Origin of the sequence: Sinorhizobium sp. 22678, from assembly GCF_052044265.1 — a bacterium.
GTDB classification, from domain to species: domain Bacteria; phylum Pseudomonadota; class Alphaproteobacteria; order Rhizobiales; family Rhizobiaceae; genus Sinorhizobium; species Sinorhizobium meliloti_A.
The window spans coordinates 1-12,573 of the sequence record NZ_JBQEMS010000049.1 but is presented as its reverse complement, the minus strand read 5'-3'; the positions used below and the strand labels follow the sequence as shown (position 1 = coordinate 12,573).

Below are 12,573 nucleotides of genomic sequence, written 5' to 3'. Positions count from 1 at the left end.
AAGGAGCAGACATCACGATGCACCTTGTTGGATTTGTTGAGCGTCCATTAACCGGGGTTGGCGGCTACCATAGCGGCCGCCGACGCCTTTTGCGAGTCTGACGTTGCCCGGTGGCTCATACAGGTAGCGGTGGTTGGTAGCGTAGCGATGGCGCTTGAGAACGCCATCGCGTCCGAGTTGGTGTACGGTTGTGGCGCTTACGCCAAATCGACGAGCCACTTCCTCGCCAGTTAGCATGCCGCTCTCGCGCAACCGTTCGAACCGGGTCTTCAGCCCATAGGCACGACGAACGAGCATGACTTTCTTCAGGGTAAAAGCCTCACCGCGCCAGTTACGATGCCCGAGTGCGTTGAGACGACTGGCAATCTGCTGGTCGTTGTCGGTCTCCAGCAGTTCGTTGATCAGTGCCACAACCGCTTCCGGGGTCTTGCGGATCACGGCCATGGGCCGGGGACGAGCTACTGCCAGGCTTTGCGTGCGACCTCCGCGCCAGCGTATGTGCATGTTGATCTGCTCGTCGACCAGCAGTGTCACGTCTTCGATGAGGAGGCCAAGCATGCGTTTACGCTCGACCGGGCTCGTGCGCTTGTTGTTCCAGATGCGCGGAAAATCTGCGGCCAGCGCTCGGATCCGTTCCTGCATAGCGCCGTCCAGCAATGACTGGTCTGTCTCGTTCTGACGCTCATGTTCGCGCTGAAGCGTATCGAGGTCGCGTAGCTTGCCATTCCAGTCCGCTTCGAGTGCATCGGCAACCAAGCGGTTGTCGGGATCGACCTTCAGATAGCGGCGGCGTGCGAGTTCAGCCTCATACCGGGCGCGCTGTAACTGCTTGTCGCGCAGCGAGGCGGCTTGTTCGACACGTTGCGAGATCTCCTCCTGCACCGCAAGCGCGACCTCTATCGCCGTCGGTGCCATTGCTTCGAGTAGCAACGCGCTGACCGCTTCATCGATCGCTGGTCCTCTTGCCCATTGGCAAGCCTTGCCCGCGTGGCGCACGACGGCCTCGTTGCAGATGTAATAGGGACGAAGATTGCCCTCGAACTGTTCATAATGGACCCGCATGCGAGCGCCGCAACGACCGCACAAAACTCTTCCTTGCAATAAGCCGTTGCCTTGGCGAGGCATACGACCCCGCAGGCCCGGAGAAAAACCGACTGCATTTTGTTCGAGACTTGTTTGATTGCGCTCGAACTCGTCCCACGAGATGTAGCCTTCATGGGCCTGAGGGATGAGCACCTGCCAGTCGGACCTCGGCATCTTCTGCTGTACGGACTTAAGCTTGGCATTGTAGATCGTGCGTGTGCGTCCGTATGCGAAAGCACCAGCGTATCGTGGATTGTGCAAAATCTGGATCACGCGAGAGTGGTCGATCTCGCTCCACAGCACGTCGCCCTTGCCGATGCCGCGACGGATACGACGGGGAAACAGGATCTTCTCGTTACGCAGGCGGCGCACGACCGCACAGGCTGAGCCCACCTCCCGGAAGGTATCGAACAGCATGCGCACCGTGTCCTGGATCTGGCGATCCGGGTCGAGCACCACGCGCATATCAGGCGTGTAGACCAGTCCGATCGGCAACGGCAACTCGAGCTCGCCACGACGCGCCTTGTTGAGAATGCCGCCTTGCAGCCGAGACTTCAGGATGTGGAGTTCGGCCTCGCTCATCGTGCCCTTCAGGCCGAGCAGCATACGATCGTTGAACGACGCCGCGTCGTAGATACCATCTTCATCCATGATGAGCGTGCGCGACATGGCGGCCAACTCAAGAAGGCGATGCCAGTCAGCATTGTTGCGAGCCAGGCGAGATACTTCCAGCCCCAGCACGATGCCTGCGTGCCCCATCGCGACCTCGGTCACCAAGCGCTGAAATCCATCGCGCTCCTGCGACTGTGCGCCGGAAAGGCCGAGATCGTTGTCGATGACGTGGACGCGCTCAATCGGCCAACCCAGAGCGACCGCGCGGTCTCGTAATGCATATTGCCGTTTCGTGCTCTCGGTGTTCTCGAACACCTGACGAAGGGAGGATTGGCGGACGTAGAGAAATGCATCGCGCCGCAGGTGATCGGCACTAATCTTCATGGCATTATCAGTAGACATGGCTTCCTCCTGTCTCTGCTGCCAGCACCATATTGGCGAGCATGTGCACGAGCTGGCGGTCGTGCGCGACCACTGAAGTTGTCTTGAACCGAGGCGCTGACTGCTGTCGCGCTACCGCGGATTGATGCGGTGCGATCAGCACTGCCAAGCCGCGCCACAGTCCGTGAAAGACGATGGCACCCATGCGCCTCGCGCAAGCCGTGCCGCAAATAACATCGGCGCGGAGAGCTTCGTAAATATCCTTGCCGCTCTCCGACATGGCGATTGCGTGCGTCGGCTCTTCATCGTTTTTTTTTACGCGCTACCGCGCGTTCGATGCTGCGAGGATGGACGCTGATGCCCAGTCTCGCATGCACCAGGTCCGCCAGAGAGCGGGCCTGCAGTTGGCCGTTCGCATCGAGATGTTCCTCGACGAGACGCATCACCTCGCCAGTAAGCTTGTGGGCTGACTTCGGCCCGCGGGTGCGCGGCAAGAGGCCGGACATGCCATCGCGCTCGAACGCGGCCTCCGCTTGATAGTAGGTCTGCCGAGACAGCCCGAAAAGCGCGGCCGCGTCCGCTTTGTTGGTGCCGTCTTCGCGGGCGTGCCGAAGCATCTCATACTTCACTTGCACGAGATCGAGCGGATCAAAGAAACCGGATTCCCGGAACCAAGGGGCGCGGACGCCCTCGGGCTTGGGGTTCAGAGCGCCCATCTGGCGCAGGCGATCGGGCTTGCTTTCTTTGGTCATGGGAGCCTCCCTTGTGTAAGTCAAATTATGCCGCACTCAGATCGCGCGTCAACTAAATTATATCTCCATATCCGCTACCACTCTATAAGAATTGGCAAAATTCCATTGTTCATAATCAATGGCATCGCGCGCTCGGCATAATTATCCTTACATGCGCGGCGTAATTTACTTGACGTTCGTCACTCTTCCTGACGGCTCTTAATGCGATCAATCAATGACGCCAGCGCCGACAGATCGTCTGGGCGGGAGAAGGACCGACCTGCAGCAACCTGACTGAACAGGTCGGCCTCATTAACATCGGTCCACGAGGCCGGCAGCGAACGCAACCGTCCTTGAGCGTCGTAGAACATGACGCGGTCTTCGCCCCAGTTCTGTTTGCGTGTCGACAGCACGAAGCGCTGGCCGCGCCACGGATGGAACGGGTGCGTGACCTCGAACTTTATGCGCGCTTGAGTGTCAGTACGAACTGCAGTCCTGGACTTGAAAGAAGGCGAAAGTGGAAGCTGCGGTTCGTATCGTCGAACGCTGGCTATTGGGCCGGCTGCGCCATCGCATCTTCTATAGTTTGGCCGAGGTCAATGCCGCGATCGGCGAACTGCTTCATGACCTCAATGACAAACGAGTCCTGCGCCGCGTTGGCGTCACCCGTCGTCAACTGTTCGAAGAGCTTGATCGTCCGGCTTTGCGACCACTGCCTGTCGAACGCTATATTTTTGCCGAGTGGCGTATCCGGCGTGCCGGGCTGGATTATCACGTCGAGATCGAGCGGCACTATTATTCCGTTCCCTATCGCTTCGCCCGCGAGCAGGTCGAGGCTCGTATCACCGCCAATACGATCGAGATCTTCCACAAGGGCGAGCGTATAGCCGCCCATCGCCGCTCCAGCGGCAACGGCAAGCACACGACGATCCCCGATCATATGCCCTCGGCGCATCGCCGTTTTGCCGACTGGACGATCGAACGCATTCAACGCGAAGCCTCTGCCATGGGACCGGATGTTGCGCTGTTGTGCGAGCGCATCCTTGCCGACAGGCCACATCCCGAGCAGGGCTTTCGAGCTTGCCTCGGGATCATCCGCCTCAACAAGAGCTTTGGCCGCGACAGGGTCAATGCCGCTTGCGGGCGTGCGCTGGAGATCGGGGCCCGGACCTATGGCTCGGTGCGCTCCATCCTCGACAATCACCTTGATCGAACGGCTGCCTCAAATGGAGCGGCGTCGCATGAACCGATCCATCACGCCAACATCCGCGGCCCCCGCTATTACCACTAAGGAGAACGAAAGATGCTTGCTCATCCAACACTGGATAAATTGAATGCCATGGGCCTGTCCGGCATGGCAAAGGCCTTCAGTGAACTCGTTGCCAACGGCGAAAGCGAACATCTCTCGCACGCCGAATGGCTCGGACTGCTGCTCGAACGGGAATGGAGCTCCCGTTACGATCGGAAGCTTGCGGCACGCCTCAGGTTTGCCAAGCTTCGCCACCAGGCGACCCCGGAAGATGTCGATTATCGCGCCGAACGCGGCCTCGACCGTGCTCTCTTCATGAAACTGCTCGGTGGCGACTGGATCAACGCTCATGACAATCTGGCCATTTGCGGACCCTCGGGTGTCGGAAAGAGTTGGTTGGCTTGCGCTCTCGGCCACAAGGCTTGCCGAGACGATCGCTCAGTTCTCTATCAGCGTGTCCCAAGGCTGTTTGCTCAGCTTGCGCTCGCGCGTGGTGACGGCCGGTATGCCCGGCTGCAACGGACCTTGGGCCATGTTCAGCTCCTGATACTGGATGATTGGGGGCTCGAACCGCTCAATGAACAGGCCCGTCACGATCTGCTGGAAATCCTCGAAGATCGCTACGGCCGTCGATCGACGATCATTACCAGCCAACTTCCCGTATCCGCCTGGCACGGTGTCATCGGCGACCCAACCTATGCCGATGCCATACTCGATAGGTTGGTCCACAATGCGCACCGCATCGAATTGAGCGGCGATAGTTTGCGCCGAAATCTGCCGCGCAAAGCTTGACACCTCGCCTGAATGAACTGACAACAATCATCGCCCGCAGACCTCCCTACACAGGGGGCGAGATCATCCCGGAAACCGGGGGCGCAATCATCTCGGAACAAAGGGGCGGCTTCATCGGAATCGGCACTCCTTATTGCCGATCGCGCCATGAGGCCGTTCCTCGTGGTAGTATCGACGCCAATCCTCCATCTTTTCGCGCGCATCCGCAAGGGTCAGGAACCAGTGCTGGTTCAGGCATCCGCCCGGAAGCGGCCGTTGAGGCTTCGATGAAGGCGTTGTCCGTGGGCTTTCCCGGACGTGAGAAGTCCAGGGTGACGCCCTTGGCATAGGCCCATAGGTCGAGATCGCGAGACACAAACTCCGTCCCCTGATCGACGCGGATCGTCCTCGGATAGCCGACTTGCCGGCATACCCGCTCCAATGTCTGCACCATGTCTTCGCCGCGATAGCTGTGACGCGGATCAAGCACCGGCACATAACGTGAGAAGGTGTCGACCACCGTCAGAACCCGCAGCTTCTTTCCGGTCGCGAGTTGGTCGTGCACGAATTCCATCGCCCAGACATCGTTCGGGCCGATGGCTGTCTGCCGATCTTCCCGCAGCTTTGCCTTGACCCTGCGCTTTGGAGTCTTGTTGCGCAGCTGCAGGCCCAAGTCCCTGTAAATGCGATAGGTTCGCTTGATGTTGGTGCCCCAACCTTCGCGTTCCAGCAGCACATGCACGCGCCGATAGCCGTAGCGCACACGGGTTTCGCAGATCTCGCGAATAGGACGTTCCAGGCCGGCCTGATCGGCACGGCAAGAGGTGTAGTGGTAGGTCGACCGATCGAGATTGCCCAGACCCGGCACATGCCCTTCACCACCTCACGCTTCTTAAAGCTTTCGGCGAATAACATCCTGCAGCATTTCGCGGTCCAAGGTCAGGTCCGCGACGATCTTCTTCAGCCTCGTCCTCGAGCTGCTTCAGCTTGTTCATCTCCGGCGGCAGCATGCCGGCATACTTTTTCTTCCAGTTGAAATACGTCGCCTGGCTGATCCCCGCCTTCCGGCAGATCTCAGCGGCTGGCACACCTTCATCACCCTGCTTCAGGATGAACGCCTTCTGGACGTCCGAAAACTGCGATGCCTTCATCGTCTTCCGTTCCTTTCCCAGCCAGGAAAATGCACCGGAAAACTCTACCAAAACTGGTCCAGTTTGAAGAGTTCAAATCAGCATTGTTGCTTTCCTCTTTCCTCGGTGAGGGGTTATTCTGGTCCTACGCGGTGGCGCCGGCCACCAGGCGATTTAACGCGCAGGTCGGTGACCCCGGAGCCATAGGAGGCGAAGGTGTTCCCCGTCGCCAGAACTTGCTGGGGCGTGCCAATGACGGTTTTACCTCCGACGTGGTCCCGAAGCGTAAGGGTTAGGCCCGTGAATGAGCTCATGCTTGGATCAACAAGTCCGCGAGTCACCGAACTCCCATGGACGGCGATTTCCATCTCGCCGGTCAACTCGGTAGGATCGATCCGTAACGCGGGGTTGGGGTCAATGCGAACGATGTATTCGTTGATGACTCCGTGGTGCTCAATTCCCTTGAAGGACCAATCTAAGCAGTTCTGAGGGGCCCCAGTCGGGCCAGCATCGTCACCGAGCGCTCGCCCGCGACGGACTACTACAACATTGTCGACATCGCCATGGTGTACGAAGCCATCCACCTTTAGGTTTCTGCCCCAACCCCAAATCAGCGCTCCGATGCTGCCCGTCAACCCATATCCGACACGGCCGCGATAGTCCGTCGGATATCCCGGCAAGGTGGCTGGGTAACCAGGGTCATTGTGTCCTCGAACGTTGCTGATGCTGACGTTCTGGGCCTCGAGGAAGTTGATAATGCCGGATTTTTGCCGATCACCGCCGACGATGCGGTGCGGAGAATGGCCGAAGTTCTCGTATACGATGTTGATCGCGATGACCATGCTATCGTCAGTGTCACCGTTAGGATCGACAGCTGGGTTAATACCGGCCACTGTCAGCAACGAGCCGCCGTTCCTTGCGTAAATGTTATCCCACCGGACAATGGCTCGCTTCCTCTCACCGTTGGCGAATGTGCCATCTACGCCCTGGGCAAACAGAGGATTGTAGACCCCGTCAAACTCCGTCCCGATGACGCTCAGATCAGTGACACCCTGTTCCCCATTTACGCCCTTGCCGCCGGTTCCGGACGGTACCATTTTCTCACCGGCAAGATTTCGCATGGAGCCGCCCTCGATTCTAAGGTCGTTCACTCCGGCCGCGACGCCGATCAGGTTATCGTTCCAGCCGGCTAGAATTTTCGCTTTTGCCGGCGGCTTCTTCGACCATACAGTAGAAAGCGTGGCGGTTCTCGTTGAACCGTCATAGCGGGTGATGACCCGGAGCCTGCCGCTGTTCGCACCGCTGGTATCCTCCAAGCACAGGCCGACATAGAAGTCGTCCTCAGCAGACGCGGATGATGTAAAGGTCACCGTGTTGTCTGTGGCACTCAAGACCTCAAGCTCGATCGGAGAAGGATAAAGGGCGCCGTCAAGCTGCGGGTTTTCCAGTGTGACGTTGGAGATGATTGAGCCACGACTGCTGGAGTCCGGATCGAGGTTCTGGATGAGTGAGCCCGTCTTCGAAAACCCATCAAAATAGGTGTATGCCCCATTCGCCCACCTCACATGAAGGTCGCTTTCAAGTGTAAGCTGGCCGCGAGACCGGAGCGATTCCGCTATTAGAACTATAGCCCGATTGCCTGAGGCGGCGTTCCACGCCGCCTGAATCGCGCCGCCATCGTTGTTCGCGCCACCGAGAACCCTAATTGTTTGGGTTGCTCGGTGCTTTAAGGCCGAGTCGGACGCGAGTTGGGAGACGTCGATGCTGCCGTTGACGAGCGCGTCGCCGGCCACGCGGATTGGAGCTGCTATGCGATCGTCATTCGCAAAGACCGGGAGCTTCGCAGCGACGAAAGGATTGTGCTCGCGGATGTGTTTACCAGGCGGGGCCACAGACACGCCAGCATACTCTTCACCCAAGGGAAGCCCAGTAAAGCACAGGAAAGCGGCTAACGATGCAAACGTGATCGGCGACTTGAAAAACATCAGCAGGGTTTTGAATTGCGCGGTTGACATGTCAGTAAGCAAATAGGGACTTGACCAAGTTGCGACAAGCGGAATTGCTACGCGGAGCATACTTCATGCTCGCGTCACGCTCGTCCAACGTCAATACTTCCTCGATCGGCATTGGGGCCAGGGTCTGGGCTTCGGCGAGCCCGCGAAGATGCGCTGCTAGGTCTATGCACCATCTCATAATTTCTAAACTTGGCGCTACCACGTATCTTTGGTGTGGGACCTTGTTTCGGAACCGGATCCCCTTGCCAGCTACGGCGGACCCTCTGCAGTGGAGTTGAAATCGAAGCGGTCGGCTCCTCTCTCACCGTACAGCTTGTCGGCCCCGATGCCGCCGCGACATCATTTTTGATTTTGCCAGGCCCCGGGGCGACCGAATCGATCTCGCCAGCATCGATGCGAATACGGCCGCATCGGGCAACAGGCCTTCATATTTAAGGGGACTGCCGGTTTTTCCCGGAGCGTCGGAGAACTCCTATACACCAAATGTGCGGCCGATACGTTCGTCTACGGCGATGTCAACGGAGATTCGGTCGCCGACATAGCAATCCATCTCAAGGGCGCGATCACGCTGACTGCGGCGGATTTCGTCGTCTGAGGCAGAAACCAAAGGGGCTTCGCTAAACCCCCGCTCCGGCAGGGTGTTCCGCCAGCAGCTTCTCACTGCCTGTCGGCGATGTTGCAATTAAACCGATTCGCTCATAGATAGGATTGTCTGTGAATTCGAACGCTCAGACGCTGGGCCTCTTCTCTCGGCGAGGGGGAAGGGGCCTTTTGACGTGTTATGTAGTCTCGGCATCGGCCAGAATGCATAGTCCAGTCGGGCGGATTGTCTGCAACTAAAACTGTTTTATGCCTTTCAAGCTTGGGCAGGGAGGCACGAATGGTTAAGCTGGCAGTTACGCCTTGGCGACGAAAGGGGTGACGGCCAATCTCGCGTCCACCTCCATCAACACGAACGACGTTCCGACGTTTCGAGGGAAACGCCGTACCGTTGAATTTTACGCGAGCGTATGGGCGACTTTGCTGCAAATCGACGAAGGGCACCGGTGGCTGCCGGCCTAATTGCCGACCGCGTCTTATATTACTACCGGCGCCAATAGCGAGCACCACTTCAGTTGAACGGCGGGCGTCATCACCTTGGAGGGCCTCGAATAGCCTCTCGAAGTCGTCAGTCGACAACGTTGCGAACAGACGTAGGCCCGCATCGCCCACCCTCCGCGATTGCCCATCGACCGAAGAACGTCAGAACGTCAAAAGGTTCCCGCGTGCAGACGTGTTCCCAAAGGCGCTTTATGAAGGCATCCCGAAGTCCCGCATCGATCGGTTTGTCTGCAAAGAAGTGATGGTAGTCGAAGTCGAAGAACTCTACATTCTTGTCTGATCGCTCTTCGATATACGACGAGTTCGGAGGCATCGCGCTCTCTTCCGTATCCAACACTCTCGGCACGATCGGTGTGATCATGCACAACTCGCAATATGGCCAAAACGTTGGACAGGGGGCGAGGTTAATGAAGGTTGGACGTGGACCCATCCGACGTTGTGTTGGCTCCCTCGACGTTCATTTCAATATGTCTGCGGCAGCACGCGTACGAAGGAGATGTCCGTCCGGCAGATCGAGAATCACGACCTTCGAATATGGCGTGGAGAAGCCGGCGGCCGAAGCGGCCACCTACATGCGCGCGGTCGAGAGCACACTTAACATTCTCAGCTCTGACCTGAGGCTCGTCCCGGGAATCCTGCAAAGATTGGAAGACAACGGCGACGGCGTGGATTTATTCAATCTTGATTGAGGCGGGATGGCGCGGCGATGAGGAATCGTCGCGCCGAAGGGATACGAGGCTGCTTCCATGCCCCTCAGGTGATAAAGAAATCCGCTGCTGTTATCGCGAGGTTGGTACCAATGGTGGCGAAATGCACGGAACCGCCAGCACCATTCCCATCGCTGTCATAGAATAGCCTGCCGGTGTCGCTCTCGTAGATAATGCGATCATCTGCGTCTGCGGCGAGGCCGGTCGTGTTGCTGGCGAACTGCGCCGCCGTAAGCGCACCGGTTCCGACGATCGAGGTAAAGATGCCGTTCTCCAGCCTGATCGTGTCGTCAGCAACAACGAAGTCAACAATTGTGTCAACGTTCGATGAGGCATTGAGGGCGGTGCTAAAGAAAAACGTGTCGAACCCGGCAGAGCCGATCAGAGTGTCATTACCGAGGCTGCCATTGAGCAAATCATTTCCTGCGGCACCGTTCAGAGTGTTAGCCGCACCGTTCCCGCTGATCGCATTGTTGAGAGCATTTCCGCTGCCGTTTATGGCGCCGGTTCCTAGCAGCACGAGATACTCGACGTTCCCTTTGACAGCAGCAGTGTTTGCAAGGCTCAGGGAAATGCCTGATCGGATGATGTCCAAGCCGGCTCCACTGTCAGAGTTCTCGTCGACAATGTCACCGGCGTTGTCGACAAAATAGGTATCGTCGCCGAGGCCGCCGCGCATCAAGTCATTAGCGGCTCCACCGTTGAGAGTATCAGCACCAGCAAACCCTCGAAGGAGGTTGGAAACTGAGTTGCCCGTAATGCTGTCTTTGAAGCCTGTGCCACGGACATTCTCGATCGAGGTGAGAGAGTCCTGAGACCCGAAGCTGTCTATTGCTACGCCAGTCGTGAGGTTGACGGTGACCCCCTTGGTTGCGCCAACCTCAGACTCCCGGTCATATCGAACGGTATCTACACCAGCGCCACCATTTATTGCGTCGCGCCCGCCCAAGCCCATAAAGGTTTCATCAATTGAGGATCCGATCATCGAGTCCGCGAACTGGGTTCCCCGGTATTCCTCGAAATTCTGGAACGTTTCGGAGAAGCCGAACTGGTCTACCACCGTCCCGGTCGCCGCATTCAGGCTGACTCCCCGAAATGCGGTTGATGCATTATAGGCGTCCTGGAAGTTTAGAACATCGTATCCGGCCCCGCCGTCGTAGGTGTCGTCACCTCCACCTCCCGTTATCGTATCGCTGCCGGCATTGCCATTCAGAACATCATTGCCGAGGTGGCCTGAGATGACATCGTCACCGGCTGATCCGTTGATCGTGTCGTCGCCGCTCAGAAGCCAGCTTTCAAGTCTATCGTTGTCAAATGCCGCCGCTGCGTCTTGGAAAATCTCTAGTGAAAGGCTCAGACCGCTTATGGTCTGGACCAAAGTTGTTCCATTATTCAGGAGGACTTGGATCGAGGTGATTGTCCCTCCGACGGCATCGCCGCTAGAGTCAAAGCTGAAGCCGGTGCCGACCAGCTTTAGCTTGAGACCGTTGTCCAGCCGATAAAGCACCTCTGTGCTGGTCGTAGTCGATCGGGCCGACTCGCTCATGTCCACGAGTTCGCCGAAAGTCGGGTTAACGCTGACTCCGCTCAGAGGCGGGTTATACTGGCTAGGATAGAGTCCGCCTGGGAAATGATACGTAACCGTGGCCATGTTTTCCTCCAGGAGCCGGGGCTTTCCGGCTAAAATTGAATACTAGAATGAATAAAAAAATAGATGCGTTAGGAGCAATTATGGGTTGCCATTAATACCAGACGCCGGTTTTCTTGTCACATAGCCCATTGGGGTAAGGGTTCGTCGATTGCCGCTGTCTCGAACGTGAGCGCAACGAATGGCCCACGGCTTTCATGATTGACGGATAGGTTTCTGGCGCTCGGTCAGAACTTCTGCTTTGCCCGCTTCGGCATAAAGTAGGTTCGGATATTGACGAGTGCTTCGGCGACGTCAGCAGCATCCTGGCTTGTCGCTTTCCGTTTTGCCTCGCCGAGCTTGCGGATGGGTGCGATGATATCCCCAGTGACGGCATGACCACGAAGAACCGGCTGCCAAAGCCTCGGCGCGAACCCGGTTCCCATCAGAAAGCAGACGTCCCAATCGAAGATATCAAAGGTCTGATCATCGATCCGGGTGAACCGGGGCCGGTGGTCTTTCGGTGTTTCGGAAAGGCTAGCCGAGATGCGGTTATACTCAGCAACGATCGTCTGTACGGCCCGATGTTCTCTTGTCTCCATCGGCAGGTTCAGGGCATCCGGACCGGTCAGTTCCGGGATCCATTTGCGTGGGTCGATGAACTTCGGTCCGATGATGAGAGCCGTGAGATAGCCGTCGAGGCCACTCATCGACCAGATCGGCGACACGGGACGACGTGCCCTGATGAAGGCCTCGAACGCCTTGTCATCGAGCTTCGGTCGTGCCGTCGTCCCTTGGCTGTTCTGTGTCATGCCGCCCGTCGCTCCTGATCTGCAATGGCCTCGCGTTCGGCCTTCCAGGCCCAGGGGAAGAGCGTATCCATCCGGTTCGCGGGCACCTTGCCCGAGATGATGCGCTCAAGCACATCGGCAAGCCAGACCTCGGGGTCAACACTATTGAGCTTTGCTGTGTTGACGAGCGATGCCAGGACCGCGAAGGACTTGCCAACGCGTTCGTTGCCCACGAACAACGAGTTCTTCCTCGTCAGAGCCACCGATTTCATTGAACGCTCGACCACATTGGAGTCCGCTTCGATCCGGCCATCCTCCAGGAAGGCTGCCAGCCCGTTCCAATGATTGAGCGCGTAGGAGACGGCCTTGCCCAGC

At 57.9% G+C, this 12,573-nt stretch carries 11 protein-coding genes and 2 pseudogenes; 3 read left to right on the top strand and 10 right to left on the bottom strand.

Annotated features, from left to right (window positions below):
- Positions 1-12: 12 nt before the first annotated feature.
- The 4 genes from ACTJKL_RS31705 to ACTJKL_RS31690 form a co-directional block, all read right to left on the bottom strand.
- Positions 13-2,097, bottom strand: a complete 2,085-nt coding sequence (locus ACTJKL_RS31705) for a recombinase family protein (protein WP_100675141.1) — start codon at positions 2,095-2,097, stop codon at positions 13-15.
- Positions 2,087-2,281 carry a hypothetical protein gene (locus ACTJKL_RS31700; RefSeq protein WP_440854727.1) on the bottom strand — a complete coding sequence of 65 codons (195 nt, stop codon included), beginning with the start codon at positions 2,279-2,281 and terminating at the stop codon, positions 2,087-2,089. Before ACTJKL_RS31700 ends, ACTJKL_RS31705 begins: the two co-directional genes overlap by 11 nt.
- Positions 2,282-2,378: 97 nt before the next feature.
- A complete protein-coding gene (locus tag ACTJKL_RS31695) occupies positions 2,379-2,828 on the bottom strand; it encodes a helix-turn-helix domain-containing protein (protein ID WP_088199677.1) in 450 nt (149 codons plus the stop codon).
- Between the two features lie 179 nt (positions 2,829-3,007).
- On the bottom strand, positions 3,008-3,271 hold the full coding sequence (locus tag ACTJKL_RS31690; protein ID WP_086017922.1) for a DUF5372 family protein: 264 nt from the start codon (positions 3,269-3,271) through the stop codon (positions 3,008-3,010).
- A 44-nt stretch (positions 3,272-3,315) separates the two neighbouring features.
- Here ACTJKL_RS31690 and ACTJKL_RS31685 point away from each other — a divergent pair.
- Together ACTJKL_RS31685 and istB are read left to right on the top strand one after the other, a co-directional pair.
- Positions 3,316-4,098, top strand: a pseudogene (locus ACTJKL_RS31685) (Mu transposase domain-containing protein); the annotation flags it as partial.
- A 12-nt stretch (positions 4,099-4,110) separates the two neighbouring features.
- The gene (gene istB / locus ACTJKL_RS31680; RefSeq protein WP_440854737.1) at positions 4,111-4,848 is read left to right on the top strand and encodes an IS21-like element helper ATPase IstB; all 738 of its coding nucleotides are present in this window, start codon (positions 4,111-4,113) and stop codon (positions 4,846-4,848) included.
- A 111-nt stretch (positions 4,849-4,959) separates the two neighbouring features.
- Here istB and ACTJKL_RS31675 read toward each other — a convergent pair.
- From ACTJKL_RS31675 to ACTJKL_RS31665, 3 genes and pseudogenes are all read right to left on the bottom strand, one after another.
- Positions 4,960-5,978, bottom strand: a pseudogene (locus tag ACTJKL_RS31675) (IS3 family transposase).
- 113 nt (positions 5,979-6,091) lie between these two features.
- Complete coding sequence (locus ACTJKL_RS31670; protein WP_440854736.1) at positions 6,092-8,032, bottom strand: hypothetical protein; 1,941 nt, start codon at positions 8,030-8,032, stop codon at positions 6,092-6,094.
- 1,108 nt (positions 8,033-9,140) lie between these two features.
- The gene (locus tag ACTJKL_RS31665) at positions 9,141-9,434 is read right to left on the bottom strand and encodes a hypothetical protein (protein WP_440854735.1); all 294 of its coding nucleotides are present in this window, start codon (positions 9,432-9,434) and stop codon (positions 9,141-9,143) included.
- A gap of 178 nt (positions 9,435-9,612) precedes the next feature.
- Here ACTJKL_RS31665 and ACTJKL_RS31660 point away from each other — a divergent pair, with 178 nt between their 5' ends.
- On the top strand, positions 9,613-9,762 hold the full coding sequence (locus ACTJKL_RS31660; RefSeq protein ID WP_440854734.1) for a hypothetical protein: 150 nt from the start codon (positions 9,613-9,615) through the stop codon (positions 9,760-9,762).
- A gap of 64 nt (positions 9,763-9,826) precedes the next feature.
- On the opposite strand, the gene ACTJKL_RS31655 is transcribed toward ACTJKL_RS31660, so the two are convergent.
- The 3 genes from ACTJKL_RS31655 to ACTJKL_RS31645 all read right to left on the bottom strand — a co-directional run.
- Positions 9,827-11,431, bottom strand: coding sequence for a calcium-binding protein (locus tag ACTJKL_RS31655; RefSeq protein ID WP_440854733.1), 1,605 nt, complete (start codon positions 11,429-11,431; stop codon positions 9,827-9,829).
- Between the two features lie 224 nt (positions 11,432-11,655).
- Positions 11,656-12,219 carry a UPF0149 family protein gene (locus tag ACTJKL_RS31650; protein ID WP_440854481.1) on the bottom strand — a complete coding sequence of 188 codons (564 nt, stop codon included), beginning with the start codon at positions 12,217-12,219 and terminating at the stop codon, positions 11,656-11,658.
- The coding region (locus ACTJKL_RS31645) for an IS66 family transposase (RefSeq protein WP_440854480.1) at positions 12,216-12,573 on the bottom strand (358 nt) is incomplete at its 5' end. The genes ACTJKL_RS31645 and ACTJKL_RS31650, both read right to left, overlap by 4 nt.

What these genes read in the sequence shown, in the direction of transcription:
- ACTJKL_RS31705 (WP_100675141.1), bottom strand. Translation starts at nt 2,097, where the DNA reads ATGTCTACTGATAATGCCATGAAGATTAGTGCCGATCACCTGCGGCGC.
- ACTJKL_RS31700 (WP_440854727.1), bottom strand. Translation starts at nt 2,281, where the DNA reads ATGGGTGCCATCGTCTTTCACGGACTGTGGCGCGGCTTGGCAGTGCTG.
- ACTJKL_RS31695 (WP_088199677.1), bottom strand. Translation starts at nt 2,828, where the DNA reads ATGACCAAAGAAAGCAAGCCCGATCGCCTGCGCCAGATGGGCGCTCTG.
- istB (WP_440854737.1), top strand. Translation starts at nt 4,111, where the DNA reads ATGCTTGCTCATCCAACACTGGATAAATTGAATGCCATGGGCCTGTCC.
- ACTJKL_RS31670 (WP_440854736.1), bottom strand. Translation starts at nt 8,032, where the DNA reads ATGCTCCGCGTAGCAATTCCGCTTGTCGCAACTTGGTCAAGTCCCTAT.
- ACTJKL_RS31665 (WP_440854735.1), bottom strand. Translation starts at nt 9,434, where the DNA reads ATGATCACACCGATCGTGCCGAGAGTGTTGGATACGGAAGAGAGCGCG.
- ACTJKL_RS31655 (WP_440854733.1), bottom strand. Translation starts at nt 11,431, where the DNA reads ATGGCCACGGTTACGTATCATTTCCCAGGCGGACTCTATCCTAGCCAG.
- ACTJKL_RS31650 (WP_440854481.1), bottom strand. Translation starts at nt 12,219, where the DNA reads ATGACACAGAACAGCCAAGGGACGACGGCACGACCGAAGCTCGATGAC.